The following is a 19,391-nucleotide window of genomic DNA, read 5'->3' on the forward strand; positions in this document are numbered from 1 at the left end:
CCCCTCTTACGGCTTGACCGGCGGCACCATGACTTGGGGTGGCGTTGCAGGCGGCGCGATCTTCACCACCTCGAACCGCTCCTTACGCCGGACTCCGGCCAACTCCGGAGCGGCAGCGGGCGGCGCAGTGGCGGTCGCCGCCGGAATCCGCTGGCGCATGCATTCGTCCTTGTTGGCTCGCGGTGTCTGGATGCAGTTCCACAGCGACCGCTGCAACCCCGTCGCGCTGTTGTGGATATAGGCGAAGGCCATGCTTTCCATCTGATCGCCCGACAGTGGCAGGCCGGCCGGTGCGGTTCCGGCTCGCCATGCCATGATCCGGCATTCGGGCCGCCCGGCGCAGAAGGTCTGCGCCATCGCCGGCCAATTGTCGGGCATGGTGGTCCGGCCCAGCTCGACGAGGAAACTCTTCGCCCCCGGCGCGATGGCGATCAGCCGCACGCCCGCCATCATATGGCCCAGGGAATCCGCGCCGATCATCTGCTGCGGCCGGGCGGCGAGATCGGCCACCGTGCCGCCGGCCAGGGTCAGCGGCGACAGACCGGCGGCGCCGTCCGCTCCACCCTGATGCGCGGCTGACAGGCGCGCGATGCGCTCGACCAGCGGTTCGCCATTCTCCCCCGTCCGGCGGAAAGCGGGCGGCGTCCCCCACCAGCCCCGCCAGCGGAAGAAGAGATGCGTGCCGACGGAAGAGATCTTGTCCAGGCTGCTGCTCCAATAGGGCACGACCCAGTCGGTATGATAATGGGTGGCATAGCCGACCGGCTTGTAGACCTTGCCCGCCAGCGCCGATTTCGCGATGTCCCGCGCCCTTTCCCACGCCGCCTGGGTCGGCGTGCGGGTGAGCGCGCCGTCGCAGGTGAAGGTGAACTGGCACCCGGTCGCGCGTTCCTGCCCCTGGAAGACGACGCCGCAGACGGTCTTGGGGAAGGCCGGATGCCGCACCCGGTTCAGCACCACCTGCGCCACGGCCCGCTCGCCCACGGCATCGTCGCCCGCCTCATAGATCTGCGCTGCGGCCAGGCAGTCCGTGGCGCGGGCGAGGTCGGTTTGCGACCCCGAAAAGATGAAGGGTCGCGCCGCCGGATTGGGCAGGCGGGAAAAGGGAATGGCGGCGTTGAACGCCTCCGCCTCACTGCGGTCGAGCGCATAGATCCGGACGGGCGCGACCGCCGGGGGCGGGGTCGTCGGGCGCTTGAACCGGGCGGCGGCGACGGCGTCGAGTTGCGGCTTGCCTGAAGGCGCCCGCGCCTCCCATGCAGCGACCAGAGCGGGCAGGCCGACGAACAGCGCGAGCCACAGCAGCCACATCGCGCGATGCGGCTGGCCATTGGAGGTTTCGTCGGTCATGCCCGGTCCGGCTCTTGCCTGTTTCTGGGCCTTATTCGGGCAGGAAATCGGGTACCGACAGATAGCGTTCGCCGGTGTCATAGTTGAAACCCAGAACGCGGCTACCCTCGGCAAGTTCCGGCAGCTTCTGCGCGATCGCCGCCAGTGTCGCGCCGGAGGAGATGCCGACCAGCACGCCTTCCTCCCGCGCCGCCCGACGAGCGAACTCCTTGGCGTCGGCGGGATCGACCTGGATCACGCCGTCCAGCAACTGGGTATGGAGGTTCGCCGGGATGAAGCCCGCGCCGATGCCCTGGATCGGATGAGGGCCGGGCTGGCCGCCGCTGATGACATGGGACAGGGTGGGCTCGACCGCATAGACCTTGAGGTGGGGCCAGAGTGTTTTAAGCACCTGCGCCACGCCGGTGATATGGCCGCCGGTGCCGACGCCGGTGATCAGCGCGTCGATCGGGCTGTCCGCGAAGTCGACCGCGATTTCCTGCGCGGTGGTGCGGACATGGACATCGATATTGGCCGGGTTCTCGAACTGCTGCGGCATCCAGCTATTGGGCGTCTGCTCGACCAGTTCCAAGGCGCGCTCGATCGCGCCCTTCATGCCCTTTTCGCGTGGCGTCAGGTCGAAGCTGGCGCCATAGGCCAGCATCAGGCGTCGGCGCTCCAGGCTCATGCTCTCGGGCATGACCAGAACCAGCTTGTAACCCTTGACCGCCGCGACCATGGCCAGGCCCACGCCGGTATTGCCCGATGTCGGCTCGATGATGGTGCCGCCGGGTTTCAGATCGCCGGAGGCTTCGGCCGCTTCGATCATGGACAGGGCGATTCGGTCCTTGATCGACCCGCCGGGGTTGGAACGTTCGGACTTGATCCACACTTCGGCATCACCGAACAGCCGGTTGACGCGGATATGCGGCGTATTGCCGATGGTTTCCAAAATGCTGGATGCCTTCATTGCGCTTTCTCCTGCATGGGCTCGGCCGCCCTGTTTTCGGGTGGGTCGAAGGTACGGGCAAGGCGGAGTTCTGGAAAGAGCCGTGCCCAGATTAGGGTTATCACGATGGCGCCGATGCCGCCGCCGATCACCGCTGCGACAGGCCCGACCAGCGCGGCGAGGAAGCCGGATTCCGCCTCGCCCAGTTCATTGGAGGCGGAAATGGTGAGCTGCGACAGGCTGGATACGCGGCCTCGCATCTCATCGGGGGTGTGGAGCTGGATCAGCGACTGGCGGACATAGACGGAAACCATATCCGCCGATCCCAGCAGGATCAGCGCGCCGATGCCGACTTCCGGCGCGATGCTGCGCGGCAGGAAGGCGGTGGCGCCGAAGATGATGGTGGCGATGCCGAACAGGATGACCGCGCCCAGCATCTTGAGGCCGACCTCGGTCTTCATCGGACGGAAGGAGAAGAAGAGGGCGGTGATGCCCGCGCCGATGCCGGGGGAGGCGGCGAGATGGCCAAGCCCCGCCGATCCCACATGCAATATGTCGCGGGCATAGACCGGCAGAAGCACTGTCGCTCCGGCCAGCAGCACCGCGAACAGGTCGAGCGTGATGGTCGCCAGAACGAGCCGATTGCCGCGGACATAGGTGAGGCCGTCGATCATCTGACGCACCGGATGGCGGCTGGTGTCACGGGGCGGCTGAGGCACCGGGCCGATCAGCAGCATGCAAAGGAACGCCACGGCGAACAGGCCCGATGCCAGCGCATAGGCGCCCCAGGGCTGGATCGCATAAGCATAGCCGCCCAGCGCCGGGCCTGCGATCATCCCCGTCTGCCAGACGACGCTGGAAATGGCGATGGCGTTGGGCAGCACTTCGCGCGGCACCAGATTGGGGGCGAGCGCGCTATAGGCCGGGCCGTTGAAGGCGCGGGCAATGCCGACGATGGCGGCGATGCCGAAGATCAGCGGCAAGCTGACCCGGCCTTCATAGGTCGCAAAGGCGAGCGTTCCTGACGCCAGCACCAGCAGCATCAGGGTGAAGCGAGTGATCTTGCGCCGGTCGAAATGGTCGGCCACCCAGCCCGTTACCGGGGTCAGGAAGAAGAGGGGCAGGAACTGGGCCAGGCCGATGAGGCCGAGCTGGGCCGAGGCGGCGCCCGTGCTCATCGTCTCGCGGGCGACATTATAGGCTTGCCACGCGAGGACGATCATCATGCTGTACTGCGCCAGCACCGCCGTCAGCCGCCCCAGCAGATAGGCCCGGAAATTGCCGAAGCGCAGAGGATGGCTGGGGATGGAAGGGCTATGCATCGGCCCTCCTTAGCGCCTGCACAATGACTCTCGCAATCTGATCGGTAGAGAAAAGGCGCAGCAATATTTGGGGTGTTGATGGTCTGGCTTTACGTTGGATCGCAGATGGAATTGCGCCGTGTGAGTAATCCCTAGCGATCGGGCTGCAACATGATCCCGCTCACCGACCCGTTGCGAACCGAGCAGACGAAGGGCACGGAGCGCTGGTTGCCAAAGGGGCCGACTTCGCCTTCCACTTCCCAGCCGGTGGACATGGTGCTGGCGGCGATCCGCCCGAGGATTTTCGTGCCGGGCCCAGCCTCTTCCCGTGCCTTGGCGGCGCAGGCGTTGCGGGCCGCCGTGACTGTATGGATTGGGCCATAGCCGGGCGAGGCATAGGGCTGGCGCTTGGCGTCTCGCTCGGCCTGGCGGTCGCTGGCGATGTCGCTGGCGATTGCGGCATCGGCGGCGCGGTGGAGGTCGCGATAATCCTGCGCATGAGCGGGAATGGCAAGCGCCAGACCCAGAGTGGCGATAAGCGCCTTTTGCATGACCTTCTCCTCTCCCGCAGCCTATTTGAACAGGCTGCCCAATATGCCCCGCACCAACTGCCCCGCGATCCCGCCCGAGCTTTTGCGGCTGGACCCGCCGAACACCGCCCGGCCCAGTTCATTGGCGACCTGACGGCCGACCGATGAGGCGGCGGAACGGGTGGCGGACTGGATCGCCTTGTCGATGCCGGATGGCCTGGCGGCGTCACGGGCCGCCGCGGCGTCCTGCCGGGCCTGTTCCTTGAGTTGCGCTTCGCGCTGCTTGGCCTCGATCTTGGCCTGGGCGGCGGCCGCCTTGTCGGCTTCCGCCTGCGCCTTGGACGCCTGCGCGGCGGCAGCGGCAGCCTGTCCGCGCGCGGCGAGGATTTCCTCGGCGGATTCGCGGTCTACGGTCGTGTCATATTTGCCCGCGCAGGGCGAAATGGACTGGATGATCGCCCGCTCCTTGGCATCGACCGGGCCGAGGCGGGAGCGGGGCGGGGCGATCAGCGTGCGCTGGACGATGCCGGGCGAGCCGTCCTCCTGCAACAGCGATACCAGCGCTTCACCGACCTTGAGTTCGGTGATGGCGGTTTCGACGTCGAGGTCGGGATTGACACGGAAAGTGTCGGCCGCCGCCTTGATCGCCTTCTGATCGCGGGGCGTGAAGGCGCGCAGGGCATGCTGGACGCGGTTGCCGAGCTGGCCCGCCACATCCTCCGGAATGTCTATCGGGTTCTGGGTCACGAAATAGACGCCGACGCCCTTGGAACGGATCAGGCGGACGACCTGCTCGATCTTGTCGGTCAGCGCCTTGGGCGCGTCGTCGAACAGCAGATGCGCCTCGTCGAAGAAGAAGACGAGCACCGGCTTGTCCGGATCGCCCACTTCGGGCAGCGTCTCGAATAGTTCGGACAGCAGCCAGAGCAGGAAGGTGGCGTAGAGCTTGGGGCTCTGCATCAGCTTGTCGGCGGCCAGCACGTTGACATAGCCGCGCCCCTTGTCGTCGACCTGCAGCATGTCGTGAATGTCGAGCGCGGGTTCACCGAAGAAATGCGCGCCGCCCTGGCTTTCGAGCTGGAGCAGTTGCCGCTGGATCGCGCCGACGCTGGCCTTGGTCACATTGCCATATTGGGCGGACAGGCTGTCGGCATTTTCCGCGCAATAGGCCAGCATCGCCTGCAAGTCACCCAGGTCGAGCAGCAGCAGCCCCTGCTCATCGGCATATTTGAAGGCGATGGAGAGCACGCCCTCCTGCGTTTCGTTGAGGTCCATCAGGCGGGAGAGCAGCAGCGGTCCCATTTCGCTGACGGTGGTGCGGATGGGATGGCCCTGCTCGCCGTACAGATCCCAGAAAATGGCGGGATTATCGCCATAGCTGTAATTTTCGAGGCCGATCTCCTTGGCGCGGGCGACCAGCTTGTCGGCATTTTTCGCGGTGGGGGAGCCGGCCATGGAAATGCCCGACAGGTCGCCCTTCACATCCGCAAGGAAGACGGGGACGCCGAGCGCCGAAAAGCTCTCTGCAATGCCCTGTAACGTTACGGTCTTGCCTGTGCCGGTCGCGCCCGCGATCAGGCCATGGCGATTGGCCCTGCGCAGGTTCAGCGTCTGGGGGATGCCGCCATCCTTGTCCGGTGCGCCAAGGCCGATGAAAATGCCGTCGCTCATTCCGTCATGCTCCCCAAAAGCTTCGGGCCACGCCCGCCGGAGTCTGTCGCCTCAGTGTAGAGGGGAGGCAGGGTTCCCGGCAAGCGCGGCCCGTAACGATCCGCTGATTATCAGCGGTTTATTTGTCGCGCAGCCGCACCGGCAGGAACACCGCAGGCTGGCCGCGACGCAGCACCTGGAGCAGGATCGCACTGCGGCCTTGCGAGGACACGGCCTTGACCTGCGCGTCGAGTTCCGCCTGGGTGGCGACCGGACGATTGTTGGCGGTGATGATGACGTCGCCACGGCGCAGCCCCTTGGCGCCCGCATCGGTCGAGCCGTCCACCGCCGTGATCACGATGCCGCGCGTGTCGGCCGCGATGCCGAGCTGGCGGATGATGGTCGAGGTCAGCGGGATGGCGGAAATGCCGAGCGATTGTTGCGTCGCCTGGCCGCTGCTGGACTGGTCGTCCTGCTGCTGCTGGCTGAAATCGTCATCCTGCTGCTGGGCGAAGGCATTCAGTTCGTCCTCGGAAGGACGCTCCCCGACTATGGCGGTCACCGTCTGGCGCTGGCCGTTGCGCAGCAGCACGATGGGGACGCGCCCACCGATGGGCTGGTTGGCGACGATGGACGAGAGATTCTGGTCCGGCGTCACTTCCTGGCCCGCCACGCTGACGATCACGTCGCCTGCCTTGATCCCGGCCTTGTCGGCGCCCTTGCCGGGCTCGACGCCCTGGACGAACTCGCCGCGATTCTTGGCAAGGCCTAGCGAATCGGCCAGATCTTCGCCCAGTGGGCTGATCTGGATGCCCAGATAGCCGCGCTTGACGGCCTGTCCCTTGCGCAGCGTGTCCACGATCGGCGCGGCCTGTTCCGACGGGATAGCGAAGCCGATGCCGACATTGCCGCCTGAAGGCGAGAGGATCTGGCTGTTGATGCCGATCACATTGCCGCGCATGTCGAACATCGGGCCGCCGGAGTTGCCCTGGTTGATCGACGCGTCGGTCTGGATGAACTTGTCGTAGGTGCCGCCGGTGCCGCGATGCACGGCGGAGATGATGCCCGCCGTCACCGTGCCCGACAGGGCGAAGGGGTTGCCGATGGCGATCACCCAGTCGCCCACGCGCGCCTTGGTGCTGTCACCGAACTTCACGAAGGGCAGGGCCTTTTTTGGCTCGATCTTCAGCACGGCGATGTCGGTCGCCGGATCGCGGCCGATCAGCTTGGCCGGATATTCCTCGCGGTTGGTCAGCGTGACGGTGATCGAATCCACCGATGCGCCTTCCGCGCCCGCCGACACCACATGATTGTTGGTGACGATATAGCCGTCGGCCGAAATGATGAAGCCGGACCCCAGCGACTGGGCCTGCCGGGTCTGGGGCTTGCCGCCCGGTGCCTGGCCCTGGCCGAACAGGTCGCCAAAGGGCGTGCCCGCGAAGGGATTCTGCACCTGCACCCGCTGCCGGGTCGAGATGTTGACCACGGCGGGCTGCAGCTTTTCGACCATGTCGGCCAGGCTGGCCGGGGCGCCAGCGGGGGCGGCGGCCTGCATGCCTTCATTTTGCGCGACTTGCGCGCCGACATTGGAGCTGGTCGTGACGGCGATGGCGGTGCCGCCGAGCAGCAGGGCGCCGGTAATGGCATAAGCGTAACGCACTCGTGACGGTCCTCTCATGAACTGGGCGAAGGAAAGGCGGGACTCTGCGAAGAGAGCGGGATGCGCCGCCTTGCCTTAACCGACTTTGAATGGCGCTGGTTCCTGTCGGGCAGGCCGCCATTCCGCCCATATGGGCCTGCGAAGCGCGATATTCTGCGCTCCGGTGCTCACGTACTGAAGTACGCTGCGCTCCGGTGCTCGAATATCACCCTTCTCGGCTCCATCTGGACGAAATGGCGCCCCGCCCGACCGATGGTTCATTTGGATGGGAAGCGAAATAGTCATCAACGTCCCTGAAACTGTTTCAGGAAATCATTGTCGCGGGAGAGGACCATGGAGGTCGACCCCTGCTTGTCAGGCGAGAAAGTATAGCGATAAGCCTGCATGGCGCGATAGAAATCGTAAAATTGCGGATCCTTGCCGAAACTGTCCGAATAGATGCGCGCGGCGTTGGCGTCGGCTTCGGCGCGGATGATCTGGGCCTGCTTGGCTCCCTGGGCGCGGATGGTGAGCGCTTCCTGCTCGCGCGCGGTGCGCATGCGGGTGAAGGCGCTTTCCAGCGGCGCGCCGTCGGGCAGGTCGGCGCGCTTGATCCGCACGTCGACGATCTGCGCGCCATATTGGCGGGCGACGCGGTTCAGGCCCGCCTCGATATTGTCCATCACCTGCCCGCGCTCCGGGCTGAGCAGCGCCGCGAAGGGCCGCTTGCCCAATTCGTTGCGCAGCGCGGAGCCGAGAATGGGCCGCAGCGCGTCGGACACGCGTTCCTCGCTGCCCGCCGCGATATACATGCGCAGCGGATCGACGATGCGGTAACGGGCGAAGGCGTCGACCTGCAAGCGCAACTGGTCGGTGGAGAGGACTTGCTGGCGCTCCATCTCCACCGACAGCACGCGCTTGTCGATCCACACCACCTGGTCGATGAACGGCCAGCGCAGGATGACGCCCGCGCCGGTCTTGCCGAAATCCTCGTTCGGGCGGTAGCGGTTGATGATCTTCTTGGGATCACCGAAGCGCACGATCACGCCCTGCTTGGTTTCGGGCACGATGGCGATGGTGCTGCCGATCAGCAGCAGCGCGGCGATGGCGAGCAGCGCGAGCGCGACGGGATGGCGGATCAGACCCTGCATCACTGGCCCTCCCCGGTGGTGGTGCCCTGCGCGGTGCTGGCCTGCGCCCGGCGCTTGAGTTCGGGCAGCGGCAGGAACGGCGTCACATTGCCGCTTTCGACGATGGTCTTGTCGACGTTCGACAGGACGCCCTCCATGGTTTCATAATACATGCGGCGGCGGGTCACGTCGGGCGAGAGCTTATACTGTTCATAGACCTTGTCGAAGGCGGCGGCTTCGCCCTGTGCCTTGGCCGTCACCTGCTGCGCGGCGGCGCGGGCTTCGTTGAGATAGGTCTGGGCGGTCTGCTGCGCGGCGGACACGGCCTTGAACGCGTCGTTGACGGCGGTGGGCGGGTCGGCCTGCTTGATCGCGACGCCCTGCACGCGGATGCCCGACCTGTAGCCGTCGAGGATTTCCTGCATCCGCTGTTCGACCTGCTGCTCGATCTCGGTGCGGCCCGCGCCCAGCGCATCCTCCAGGCTGACGCTGGCGACGACCGATCGCATCGCGCTTTCCGCGACTTCACGGACCGAGGCGTCGGGATCGGATAACTGGAACAGGTAGAGTTCCGGGCTGCGGATGTTCCAGCGCACCGAATAAGCGAGGTCGATGATGTTCTGGTCCCCGGTCAGCACCAGATTCTCGCTTTCCGCGCGGGTCGAGCCGACATCGATGGTGCGGATTTCCTCCACGTCGACGGTCGTCACATTTTCCAGCGGCGCGGGCAGGGTCAGGCTGATGCCCGGCGAGAGGGTGCGGCTATATTTGCCGAGCAGGGTGACGACGCCGCGCTCTTGCGGGCCGACGCGGTGGAAGCAGGTCAGCACCAGCCACAGCACGACCAATATGCCGATCGCGGCGGGCCACAGCGCCTTGCCGGAGGGGCGGGGTGGCAGGTTGCCGAAGCCGCCGCCGCCCTGGCCGAAGCTTTCCTTGCTGCGGCGGAGCAGTTCCTCGATCGCGGAAGGCCCCTTGGCGCCGGGGCGTCCGGGTTGCGTCCAGGGATTGCGCGGGCCGCCTTCGCGTCCGCCATCGCCCCCTTTGCCTTGGCCGTCATTGCCGTCCGGCCCGTCGCTCTTGCCGCCCCAGGGACCCTGGGCCATGGCGCTCGCAATGCCCGGCATCCACCCGAAAATTCTCTTCATCGCTCCTCTATAGGAAGGCTTTCCGGCGAAAAACAGTGCCCTTCGCAACGATTATTGTTTCGAATGATGTCGCTGCGGCACAAAAAAGGGGTTGGGCCGGTTTCGCCGGATGTCGAAAGCCATTAGATGGCGCTCCCATGACCGAGCTTGAAGATTTCGCCGCCCGCCTGAAAACGCTGACCGATGGCCGCGCCAGTGCGCCGCGTGTCAAGGATGGCGTGATGACGCTGGCGCTGGACGTGGCGGGCCTGTCGCCCGAGCGGCGCGATGCCGTGGCCGCCGCCATCCGCGAAGGCGCGCTGACCGTGCCGGGCGTCAGCGACGTGCGCATCGCCATGACCGCGGAGCGCAAGCCGCTGAAGATCATCGCCGTCGCTTCCGGCAAGGGTGGGGTGGGCAAATCGACGCTGTCGGCCAATCTCGCCGTGGCGCTCCAGCGGCTGGGGGTGAAGGTCGGGCTGGTCGACGCCGATATTTACGGCCCCTCGCAGGCGCGGCTGATGGCGAGCGAGGACAGGAAGCCGCAGGCCAAGGACAAGCAATTGATCCCTGTCCAAAGCCCGCTCGGCATTCCGATGCTGTCGATGGGTCATCTGGTCGAGCCGGGCAAGGCGCTGGCCTGGCGCGGGCCGATGGCGGGCAATGCGCTCGCCCAGTTGATAGAGGCGGATTGGGGCGATGCGGAGGTGCTGATCGTCGACATGCCGCCGGGCACCGGCGACGTGCAGTTGTCGATGGTTCAGAAGCATAAGCCCGCCGGGGCCGTGATCGTCTCGACGCCGCAGGATCTGGCGCTGATCGATGCGACGCGGGCGGTCAGCCTGTTCCAGCAGACCCATGTGCCGATGATCGGGCTGGTCGAGAATATGGCGGGCTATGTCTGCCCCCATTGCGGGGAGTCGTCCGATCCCTTCGGTCAAGGCGGCGCGGAAGCCGCCGCCGGCGAGATGGGAATGCCTTTCCTGGGCCGCATTCCGCTCGCCATCGACATTCGCCGCCGCTCGGATGCGGGCGATCCTCCGGCGGCGGGGGATGACGTGCATGGCGCCGCCTTCCGCGCGATCGCGGAGAAGGTGGCGGCGTGGCTGAGGGGTGAGCGTTGAAGTCTTCCCGCCATCCCTTCTTCGGTCATCCCAGCGAAAGCTGGGATCTCGTGAGGCTACTCCGTGCCCTACCGCCTGAGATCCCAGCTTTCGCTGGGATGACGGACTTCGAGGGAACGGCTTGTGTCCCTCCCGCGTCCTTCCCATGTCCGAGGAATATGGAGGGCCGTTACATGCCACTTACCGCCGCGCAGGATATTGCCGATCTATTGAACGAAACCCGCACCATAGCGCTGGTCGGTATTTCCGATCGACCGGACCGGCCGAGCTATGGCGTGATGAAAACCCTGCAGGACCACGGCTATCGCGTCCTGCCGGTCAATCCCCAGATCGCGGGGGAGCATGTCCATGGCGAGTTCGTCTGGGCGAGACTGTCCGACATCGGCGTGCCGATCGATATGGTCGACATCTTCCGCCGCAGCGAGGCCGCTGGGGACGCGGTGGACGATGCCATAGCCGCTGGCGCCAAGGCGGTCTGGATGCAGTTGGCCGTGATCGATGATGCCGCGGCGGCCCGAGCGGAGGCGGCTGGCCTCAAAGTGGTGATGGACCGTTGTCCGGCGATCGAGATACGCCGCCTCCAGCTTGAGCCGGTCGGCTCGCAATAGGGCTTTCCAGAGCTTGCAAGCCTCTTTATCAGCTGAGCTATGGGGCGCGCACCGCGGAAGCAGGGTCAGCAGACGGAAAAGGGTTTGAACCGGCGCACGCTGCTGATCGGCGGGGGCGCGACGGCAGGGCTGCTGCTGGCATGGGCGGTGTGGCCGCGAGCCTATCGCCCCAATCTCAACACCGCGCCGAGTGAAACCGCCTTCAACGCCTTCCTCAAGATCGACCGGTCCGGACAGGTCATCGTCATCGTGCCGCAGACGGAGATGGGGCAGGGGATCAGCACCCTGCTGCCGCAGATACTGGCTGACGAGCTGGGCGCGGACTGGCGCACTGTGGGGGTGCAGAGCGCGCCGGTCAGCCCGCTTTACGCCAATAGCCTGCTGGCGCGTGAATGGCTGGCCAATGACTGGAGCCGGCTGGCGGGCGAAGCGGGCGACTGGACCATCGATCAATATGCGACCCGGCGCGCATTGATGCTGACCGGGGCGGGCACCTCGATCCCGATGTTCCACCAGGCCTATCGGGAAGCGGGCGCGGCGGCGCGGGTGCTGTTGTGCAAGGCGGCGGCTGCGCGCTGGGACGTGGCGTGGGAAAGCTGCGACATCCAGAACGGCATCATCTCCGACGGCGGGCAGCGCAGGCTGAAGCTGGGCGAGGTGGTGGAGGACGCCGCGACCTTCGACCTGCCCGACATATTGCCCTTCCGTCAGGGCGATGTGGACCGGCTGGCGGGGCAGGAACTGCCGCGGCTCGACACCCCGTCCAAGATCGACGGCAGCCATAATTTCACCGCCGACATCCGCCTGCCCGACATGGTCTTCGCCTCCATCCGGCAGGGGCCGATCGGGGACGCCGTGCTGAAAAGCGTCAATGAGGGTGCGGCGAAATCCGTCACCGGCTTCCTGAAGCTGGTCCGGCAGGAACGCTGGGTGGCGGTGGTCGCCAGCAACTGGTGGGCGGCGAACAAGGCGCTGGACCTGGCCGATCCGGTGTTCGAACTATCCGGCAGGCCGGTGGATAGCGCCGGGATCGAGGCGGCGCTGGAGCAGGCCTTTGCCGGTTCCTCCGGGGAGCGGCTTTATGCGCGCGGGGATTTGAAGCCGCTGTTTCAGGATGCGACCATCCTTGCCAGCGAATATCGGGTGGGGCCGGGTCTGCATCTGGCGCTGGAGCCCATGTGCGCCACGGCGCGGATCAGTGACGACGGCGCGGAAGTGTGGATGGCGACCCAGGCGCCCGGCCTGGCCCGCGCCGCCATCGCCAAGGCGCTGGGCCTGTCGGCGGAGGCGGTGACGCTCTATCCGCTGCATGCGGGTGGGGGCTATGGCCGCCGGATGGATTTCGAGGCGGGCGTGCAGGCGGCGCTTCTTTCCCGCGACATGGGGCGGCCGGTGCAACTGCTCTGGTCGCGGCTGGAGGATGTGATCCAGGATCGCCCCAGCGCCCCCGCACATGCGCGCATGGCAGGGAAGCTTGGCCGCAACGGCGCGATCGAAGGGTGGTCCGCGAAGATCGCGGCCCCCTGCGCCATGAGTCAGAGCTGGGCGCGCATCGCTCATGGCAAGCTGCCGCATGAAGCCAGCGCTGAATCTGCGGGCGTTTCGACCCGGCTGGCGGTGGCGGGCATGGAACTGCCCTATGCGGTGCCCAATTGGGCGGTGGATCATTTCCCCGCCGATGTCGGCCTGCCGCTGGGTTTTGCGCGGGGCAACGCGCATCTGCACGGCGCCTTCTTCACCGAAAGTTTCATGGACGAGCTGGCGCATCAGGCGCAGATGGAGGCCATGTCCTTCCGCATCCAGATGCTGGGCGGCAATCCCCGGCTTGCGCATTGCCTGACCACCGTCGGCGCCATGGGCGGCTGGCAGGGCGGCATCGAGGGAAGTGGGCAGGGGCTGGCCGCGCATGTCATGAACGGCGCCTTCATTGCGATCATGGTGGAAGCGGGGATATCGGAGGGCAAGTTGCAGGTCGGGCGGATCATCGCCGCCGTGGATGGTGGGGAGCAGGTCAATCCCGATATCGCCCGGCAGCAGATCGAAAGTGGCCTGATCCATGGCCTGGCGCTCGCCATGGGGGCGTCCGTGCCCTATGCGAAGGGCATGCCCACGCGGGCGATATTGGGCCGCATGGGTTTGCCGCGCCTGGGGGATGTCGGGGAAGTGACCGTGGAACTGATCCGCAGCACCGCGCCGCCCGCCGGGTTGACCGATCTGGGCGCGCCGCTGGTGGCCCCGGCGGTTGCCAATGCGCTGTTCACCACCACTGGGCAACGGTACCGCACCCTGCCCCTGTTGATGGAAGGGTGAAGGCCATGGGCAGGATCGGTATCCTCGTCATCAATCTCGGCACGCCCGACGGGCCGGACCCCGCGTCGGTGCGGCGTTATCTGGCCGAATTCCTGTCCGACCCGCGGGTGGTGGAGATTCCGCAACTGCTCTGGCAACCGATATTGCGCGGCCCGATCCTGCTGACCCGGCCGAAGAAATCCGCCCATGCCTATCGCCAGGTGTGGATGGAGGAGGGATCGCCGCTCGCCGTCTACACGCGCGATACGGCGCGGGTGCTGCAAGACCGGATGGGGGCCGCCGTGATGGTCGATTGGGCCATGCGCTATGGCAATCCGGCGATCGGCACGCGGCTGGCGGCGATGATCGCGGCGGGGTGCGACCGCATCCTGCTGGCGCCGCTTTATCCCCAATATTGCGCGGCGACGACGGCCACGGCGCTCGATGCCGCTTATGCGACGCTGGCGAAGATGCGGGCGCAGCCGGCGATCCGCACCCTGCCGCCTTATTACGCCGATCCCGCTTATATCGAGGCTCTGCGCGCATCGACGCAGGCGCAACTCGCCGCGCTCGATTTCGCGCCGGACCTGCTGATCGCCAGTTTCCACGGCATGCCGGAGCGGACGCGGCGATTGGGCGACCCCTATCGCGACCAGTGCGTGGAGAGTGCGCGGCTGCTTGGCGAGGCGCTGGGGCGGGAGGTGCGGGTCACGTTTCAATCGCGTTTCGGCCGTGCGAAATGGCTGGGTCCGGCGACCGATGCGGTGCTGCGGCAGCTCCCCGCCGAAGGTGTCGGAAATGTTGCGGTCCTGACGCCGGGATTCTCTGCAGATTGCCTGGAAACCCTAGAGGAAATCGCTTTGCGCGGCAAAGAGGATTATATCTCTTCCGGTGGTAATAATTTTGTCCATTTGAGTTGTTTGAACGCGTCTCCGGACGCTATGAACCTATATGAGAATCTGGCCCGTCGCGAACTGGCCGGTTGGTTGGAGAGGTAAGTTTCGTCCCGTCATTTTTGTTGAGGAGAGCCACTATGAGCAAGGTTGCAGTCGTCACGGGCGGAACGCGTGGAATTGGCGAGGCGATCAGCCTGGCGCTCAGGGAGATGGGGTTCACGGTCGCTGCCAATTATGCGGGCAATGATGCCAAGGCGCAGGCCTTTTCGGACAAGACGGGCATAGCATCCTTCAAATGGGATGTGGGCGATCACCAGGCCTGCCTGGACGGCTGCGCGCATGTGGCCGAAGCGCTCGGCCCGATCGATGTCGTCGTCAACAATGCGGGCATCACGCGGGATGGCGTGCTGGCGAAGATGAGCTTCGATGACTGGAACGAAGTGATGCGCATCAATCTGGGCGGTTGCTTCAACATGGCGAAGGCGACCTTTGAGGGGATGCGCGGGCGCGGCTGGGGCCGTTTCGTCAATATCGGATCAATCAACGGGCAGGCGGGCCAATATGGCCAGGTCAATTATGCCGCCGCCAAATCCGGCATTCATGGTTTCACCAAGGCGCTGGCCCAGGAAGGCGCGAAATATGGCGTGACCGTCAATGCGATCGCGCCCGGCTATATCGACACTGACATGGTCGCGGCCGTTCCTCCGGCTGTGCTGGAAAAGATCGTCGCCAAGATTCCGGTAGGCCGTCTGGGCCATGCCGATGAAATCGCGCGCGGCGTCGCCTTCTTCTGCAGCGAGGATGGCGGCTTCGTGACCGGCAGCACGCTGTCGATCAACGGCGGCCAGCACATGTACTGATGGAGGAAGAGGGCGCTTCCGATGACGCCTCGGCGTTGGCGGGATCGCCCTTCGCTCCGCCGGTCAAGCGCAGCGTGACCATTGCGGGCCATCAGACCGCGATCAGTCTGGAACCGATCTTCTGGGAAGCCCTCCGTGCGGTCGCCGCGCGCGAGGGCTTGCCTGTCAATGCGCTGATCGCGCGCATCGACGTCGCGCGCATGGCGGCGGCCGATCCCCCCAATCTGGCGAGCGCTATAAGATGCTGGCTTTTCAGGGATAATATGCAGCGATAATATAATAATTATTCGCAATAGCATTGACTATGCGAACGAGTCGCAATAGCAGATACCCCAAGGTTCAAAAAAGGGGTTCTGTTTTCATGTCCAAAGCAATGTTACGTCCTTCCTTCCTGGCGCTGAGCTGCGTTGGCGCGATGGCCTTCGCCTCCACCGCCCATGCGCAAAATGCTACGCAGGACGGCGCACAGGGCGCCAAGCTCGGCGGGATGACGGTCACCGACACGGCGATCGACGAGTCATCGATCAAGGTCGAGAAGGCGGAGTCGCCCAAATATACCCGCCCGCTGCTCGACACGCCGCAGACCATCACGGTGATCGGCAAGGAAACGATCCAGCAGCAGAACCTGCTGACGCTGCGCGAGGTATTGTCCACCGTGCCCGGCATCACCTTCGGCGCGGGTGAGGGCGGCTTCGGCTATGGCGACCGCATCATCCTGCGCGGCCAGGACGCCAAGAACGACGTCACGGTTGACGGCGTGCGCTCCGGCGCGTTCCTGAACCGCAATGAAGTCTATAATATCGAGCAGGTCGAAGTCACCAACGGCGCCAATTCGGTCATGAACGGCGGTGGTTCGGTCGCGGGCACGATCAATCTGGTGACGAAGCGTCCGCTGGCCGATGATCAGACCATATTGAATGCAGGCATCGGCACCGACGATTATTATCGCGCCACCATCGACGCCAACAAGCGCGTCAATGATCTGATCGCAGTGCGCCTGAACGCCGTCTACCACAGGAACGACGTGCCGGGCCGCGATGTCGAGGATTATGAGCGCTGGGGTATCGCGCCCGCCATCACCATCGGCATCGACGGGCCGACCAGCCTGACGCTCCAGGGCGAATATCTGGATGACAAGGCAATGCCGCAATATGGCATCCGCTACTTCCCGGCGTTGGGCGGCATCGTCAAGGATTTCGACCGGTCGGGCTATTTCGGCTTCGCTAATCTCGACCATCAGGACAGCAAGACGAAGTCGCTGCAAGCGATCTTCAGTCATGCCTTCAGCGACACGGTCAAGATCCGCAACCTGACGCGTTACGAACATATCCGCCAGGACACGGTGACCAGCCAGCCGAACGGCGTCTTCTGCCTCGACAACGGTACGGCGGGCGGCGTCAACCCGGATACCGGCGGCGCGTGCACGCTGCGCGTCGGATCGACCGCCGCTGGCCAGACGCTCACCATTCCGGTCGGCTATTATGTCCCGACCGGCGGTCGCGGCAACCAGCGCTTCATCACCAATGAGACGGCCTATAACCAGATCGACCTAAGCGCCGATTTCGATACCGGCGGCATCGGCCATACGCTGGTCGTCGGCGGCTCGGCCCTGTGGGAGCGCTACGATCAGTTGCAGGGCAGCCTTGGCCGTACCGCCAACGGTTTCGACCCCTATGCCGCGCCGTTCAGCGCACCGGCCAGCGGCAACGGCACCGCCACTCCGACCTACGGCGCCGGGAGCAGCCTTGGCCTCTATCTCCCGCTCGTCAACATAGCCGATCCGTCGTCGGGCATTGTCGGCCCCGCCTCTACCAGTGGTCTGGCGCGCGTCTATGGCAGCAACAATTATGTCGGCCCTGTCAACTTCATCCTCGGCGCGCATAATGTGGGTGAGCAGACCAGCTATGCCGCCTATCTGTTCGATACGATGAAGTTCACCGACTGGTTTGAGATAAACGGCGGCCTTCGCTACGAGAGGGTGAAGGGTTTCAACCGGACCTTCAGCTATGTGACCGCGCCGGGCACCACGCTGGGCCAGTTGTCGCCGCCCGCCGCCGGAGCGACCAATCCCACCTATCTGGAGGTGGAGGACAATCTCTTCTCCTTCCGCATCGGCGCCGTCGTGAAGCCGACCCCGAACACCAGCCTCTATATCGCCTATGGCAACAGCAAGTTGCCCTCCAAATCTTCCGTCGACGGAAGCTGCACGGCGGACAACGCATCGGGCGGCAGCGGCACCTGCAACGTCAAACCGGAAACGACCAAGAATTACGAGATCGGCGCCAAGGCGGATCTGTTCGACAAGAAGCTGCTGCTGACGCTGGCCCTGTTCCGCAACGATCGCGACCAGATTAAGGTGGTGTCGGGCGATCCGACCCTGCCCGATCAGGCGACGGACGGCTTCCAGCGGGTGGAGGGCGTGTCCTTCGGCGCGTCGGGCAATATCGCCAGCAACTGGACGATCTCCGCCAACTATATGTACCTCAAGAGCAGGATCAAGCAGGGCGTTTCGGACTATTGCCTTGCCCATCCCGGCGCGACCGATCCGGCGGCGGGCACTTGCGCCAACAGCGCCGCCTTCCCCGATCCGACGGCGGGCTATTCGCTCACCAATACGCCCAAGCATTCGGGCAGCCTGTTCACCACCTACCGCTTCGGCCTCGGTCTGGAACTGGGCTATGGCCTGACCTATCAGGGCAGCTTCCTGCTCAACCAGCCGACGCTCGCCCAGTTGGTCGCCAACAGCTATGTCGGCTATCGGGTGCCGAGCTACACCATTCACCGTTTCATGGCCTCCTATCCGATCACGGAGAATCTGAAGGCGCAGGTGAATGTGCAGAACTTCACCAATGAGAAATATGTGACGACCGTGCGCAACAACACTGGCAATAGCTGGGCGCAGCCGGCTCCGACGCGGTCGGCGGTGTTCAGCCTCAACTATATGTTCTGATCAAGCCTCATACCCCCGGCACTCGTCCCTTGCCGGGGGAAACGGGCGGGTGGCGATGCACTCCTCTCCTCCTCGGGTCGCCACCCGTCCGGTCCCTTTTCAATAATGCAATTAATTCGCATTAGAATTATCGTTATGAGCGGGCCCAGCGCCCGCACGGCTCAAAGGGAATCTGGCATGCTTCGCGTAGCGGATGGATTTGTTGAAGAGGCGGCGGATGACCTGTTTATCTCGCCACCGGCAAACTCGACCCTCGTTTCCAGCGCGGCTGTCCAGTCCAACGTGCCGCCCGCTCGCTTTGGAGCGCGGAGCGGGATAAATGTGCCGGCGGTCATCCTGATCGCGCTGCTACATGCCGTCCTGATCGCCGCGCTGATCCAGGCCCGGCATCATGTGCAGCGCGTGCGGGAAACGCGCTTGTCGGTCGTGAACCTGTTGCCACCACCGCCTCCTCCGCCGGCAGCCGATATGTCACCGCCGCCGTCGCCACCGCAGATCGTCGCGCCACCGACGCTGGTTCAGGTGCCTGTACCGCCCGTTCCGACCGTGGTGACGACGCCAAACGCCTTGCCCCCTGCGCCACCGCCTCCACCTGTGGCGATCGCCGCTCCGCCCGCTCCACCGGCCGCATCGCCAGGCGCCGGCATCGTTCAGGGCGGCGATCTCGGCACGCAGATGGTCGCGGGCAGGCCGCCCCGCTATCCGATCGAAAGCCGCCGCAAGCGCGAGCAGGGCACGGTCGTTCTCGCCCTGACGCTGGGGGTCGATGGCGCGGTGGACAGCCTCGGCATCGCGCAGAGCAGCGGCTTCCCCCGGCTCGACCATGCGGCCCGTGACGCGGTGCGCGGCTGGCGCTGGAAGCCTGTGATGCGCGACGGGCAGGCCGTTCGCGTGAAAGGGGTAGTTGAAATCCCCTTCATTCTGCGCAGCGAAGCGGGGTAGGAGAGGGGCGGTCTTTTCACCCTTCTCTGCTTTTGTTTCTCAATAGTGTTTGACTCTGCGAACGCGT

The 19,391-nt window shown here is 65.3% G+C and carries 16 protein-coding genes; 8 read left to right on the forward strand and 8 right to left on the reverse strand.

Annotated elements, in window-relative coordinates; genetic code table 11:
- Positions 1-6: 6 nt before the first annotated feature.
- The 8 genes from VVT58_RS00170 to hflK form a co-directional block, all read right to left on the reverse strand.
- A complete protein-coding gene (locus VVT58_RS00170) occupies positions 7-1,350 on the reverse strand; it encodes a cell wall hydrolase (protein WP_327752874.1) in 1,344 nt (447 codons plus the stop codon).
- Between the two features lie 31 nt (positions 1,351-1,381).
- Positions 1,382-2,299 carry a cysteine synthase A gene (gene cysK / locus VVT58_RS00175; protein WP_066559863.1) on the reverse strand — a complete coding sequence of 306 codons (918 nt, stop codon included), beginning with the start codon at positions 2,297-2,299 and terminating at the stop codon, positions 1,382-1,384.
- Positions 2,296-3,600: an MFS transporter gene (locus VVT58_RS00180; protein WP_327752873.1), complete on the reverse strand. Its 1,305-nt coding sequence runs from the start codon at positions 3,598-3,600 to the stop codon at positions 2,296-2,298. Before VVT58_RS00180 ends, cysK begins: the two co-directional genes overlap by 4 nt.
- 131 nt (positions 3,601-3,731) lie before the next feature.
- Positions 3,732-4,130 carry a hypothetical protein gene (locus VVT58_RS00185; protein WP_327752872.1) on the reverse strand — a complete coding sequence of 133 codons (399 nt, stop codon included), beginning with the start codon at positions 4,128-4,130 and terminating at the stop codon, positions 3,732-3,734.
- A 21-nt stretch (positions 4,131-4,151) separates the two neighbouring features.
- Positions 4,152-5,780 (reverse strand): helicase HerA-like domain-containing protein, encoded by a 1,629-nt coding sequence (locus tag VVT58_RS00190; RefSeq protein WP_327752871.1) that lies wholly within the window; start codon positions 5,778-5,780, stop codon positions 4,152-4,154.
- A gap of 118 nt (positions 5,781-5,898) precedes the next feature.
- A complete protein-coding gene (locus tag VVT58_RS00195) occupies positions 5,899-7,419 on the reverse strand; it encodes a Do family serine endopeptidase (RefSeq protein ID WP_327752870.1) in 1,521 nt (506 codons plus the stop codon).
- Positions 7,420-7,703: 284 nt separating this feature from the next.
- The gene (locus VVT58_RS00200) at positions 7,704-8,549 is read right to left on the reverse strand and encodes a protease modulator HflC (protein WP_327752869.1); all 846 of its coding nucleotides are present in this window, start codon (positions 8,547-8,549) and stop codon (positions 7,704-7,706) included.
- Positions 8,549-9,676 carry an FtsH protease activity modulator HflK gene (gene hflK, locus VVT58_RS00205; RefSeq protein WP_327752868.1) on the reverse strand — a complete coding sequence of 376 codons (1,128 nt, stop codon included), beginning with the start codon at positions 9,674-9,676 and terminating at the stop codon, positions 8,549-8,551. The genes VVT58_RS00200 and hflK overlap by 1 nt, the downstream gene beginning before the upstream one ends.
- A 335-nt stretch (positions 9,677-10,011) precedes the next feature.
- Between hflK and VVT58_RS00210 the strand changes: the two genes are divergently transcribed.
- From VVT58_RS00210 to VVT58_RS00245, 8 genes are all read left to right on the forward strand, one after another.
- The gene (locus VVT58_RS00210; RefSeq protein ID WP_327752992.1) at positions 10,012-10,779 is read left to right on the forward strand and encodes an Mrp/NBP35 family ATP-binding protein; all 768 of its coding nucleotides are present in this window, start codon (positions 10,012-10,014) and stop codon (positions 10,777-10,779) included.
- Between the two features lie 173 nt (positions 10,780-10,952).
- The gene (locus VVT58_RS00215) at positions 10,953-11,387 is read left to right on the forward strand and encodes a CoA-binding protein (RefSeq protein WP_327752867.1); all 435 of its coding nucleotides are present in this window, start codon (positions 10,953-10,955) and stop codon (positions 11,385-11,387) included.
- Between the two features lie 39 nt (positions 11,388-11,426).
- Positions 11,427-13,697, forward strand: coding sequence for a molybdopterin cofactor-binding domain-containing protein (locus VVT58_RS00220; RefSeq protein ID WP_327752866.1), 2,271 nt, complete (start codon positions 11,427-11,429; stop codon positions 13,695-13,697).
- A 5-nt stretch (positions 13,698-13,702) separates the two neighbouring features.
- Entirely contained in the window at positions 13,703-14,674 is a 972-nt protein-coding gene (hemH, locus tag VVT58_RS00225; protein ID WP_327752865.1) for a ferrochelatase, read from the forward strand.
- 35 nt (positions 14,675-14,709) lie between these two features.
- Positions 14,710-15,432, forward strand: a complete 723-nt coding sequence (phbB, locus tag VVT58_RS00230) for an acetoacetyl-CoA reductase (protein WP_066559837.1) — start codon at positions 14,710-14,712, stop codon at positions 15,430-15,432.
- Positions 15,432-15,707, forward strand: a complete 276-nt coding sequence (locus tag VVT58_RS00235) for a ribbon-helix-helix domain-containing protein (protein ID WP_327752864.1) — start codon at positions 15,432-15,434, stop codon at positions 15,705-15,707. Before phbB ends, VVT58_RS00235 begins: the two co-directional genes overlap by 1 nt.
- Positions 15,708-15,793: 86 nt before the next feature.
- Positions 15,794-18,382, forward strand: coding sequence for a TonB-dependent receptor domain-containing protein (locus VVT58_RS00240; protein WP_327752863.1), 2,589 nt, complete (start codon positions 15,794-15,796; stop codon positions 18,380-18,382).
- 177 nt (positions 18,383-18,559) lie between these two features.
- On the forward strand, positions 18,560-19,324 hold the full coding sequence (locus tag VVT58_RS00245; protein WP_327752862.1) for an energy transducer TonB: 765 nt from the start codon (positions 18,560-18,562) through the stop codon (positions 19,322-19,324).
- Positions 19,325-19,391: the final 67 nt, after the last annotated feature.

Source organism: Sphingobium sp. SJ10-10 (assembly GCF_036038995.2).
Taxonomy (GTDB): domain Bacteria; phylum Pseudomonadota; class Alphaproteobacteria; order Sphingomonadales; family Sphingomonadaceae; genus Sphingobium.

Excerpts from the sequence above, each read along its gene's own strand:
- VVT58_RS00170 (WP_327752874.1), bottom strand. The coding sequence starts at position 1,350 with ATGACCGACGAAACCTCCAATGGCCAGCCGCATCGCGCGATGTGGCTG.
- cysK (WP_066559863.1), bottom strand. The coding sequence starts at position 2,299 with ATGAAGGCATCCAGCATTTTGGAAACCATCGGCAATACGCCGCATATC.
- VVT58_RS00180 (WP_327752873.1), bottom strand. The coding sequence starts at position 3,600 with ATGCATAGCCCTTCCATCCCCAGCCATCCTCTGCGCTTCGGCAATTTC.
- VVT58_RS00185 (WP_327752872.1), bottom strand. The coding sequence starts at position 4,130 with ATGCAAAAGGCGCTTATCGCCACTCTGGGTCTGGCGCTTGCCATTCCC.
- VVT58_RS00190 (WP_327752871.1), bottom strand. The coding sequence starts at position 5,780 with ATGAGCGACGGCATTTTCATCGGCCTTGGCGCACCGGACAAGGATGGC.
- VVT58_RS00200 (WP_327752869.1), bottom strand. The coding sequence starts at position 8,549 with ATGCAGGGTCTGATCCGCCATCCCGTCGCGCTCGCGCTGCTCGCCATC.
- hflK (WP_327752868.1), bottom strand. The coding sequence starts at position 9,676 with ATGAAGAGAATTTTCGGGTGGATGCCGGGCATTGCGAGCGCCATGGCC.
- VVT58_RS00210 (WP_327752992.1), top strand. The coding sequence starts at position 10,012 with ATGACCGCGGAGCGCAAGCCGCTGAAGATCATCGCCGTCGCTTCCGGC.
- VVT58_RS00215 (WP_327752867.1), top strand. The coding sequence starts at position 10,953 with ATGCCACTTACCGCCGCGCAGGATATTGCCGATCTATTGAACGAAACC.
- VVT58_RS00220 (WP_327752866.1), top strand. The coding sequence starts at position 11,427 with ATGGGGCGCGCACCGCGGAAGCAGGGTCAGCAGACGGAAAAGGGTTTG.
- hemH (WP_327752865.1), top strand. The coding sequence starts at position 13,703 with ATGGGCAGGATCGGTATCCTCGTCATCAATCTCGGCACGCCCGACGGG.
- phbB (WP_066559837.1), top strand. The coding sequence starts at position 14,710 with ATGAGCAAGGTTGCAGTCGTCACGGGCGGAACGCGTGGAATTGGCGAG.
- VVT58_RS00235 (WP_327752864.1), top strand. The coding sequence starts at position 15,432 with ATGGAGGAAGAGGGCGCTTCCGATGACGCCTCGGCGTTGGCGGGATCG.
- VVT58_RS00240 (WP_327752863.1), top strand. The coding sequence starts at position 15,794 with ATGTCCAAAGCAATGTTACGTCCTTCCTTCCTGGCGCTGAGCTGCGTT.
- VVT58_RS00245 (WP_327752862.1), top strand. The coding sequence starts at position 18,560 with ATGCTTCGCGTAGCGGATGGATTTGTTGAAGAGGCGGCGGATGACCTG.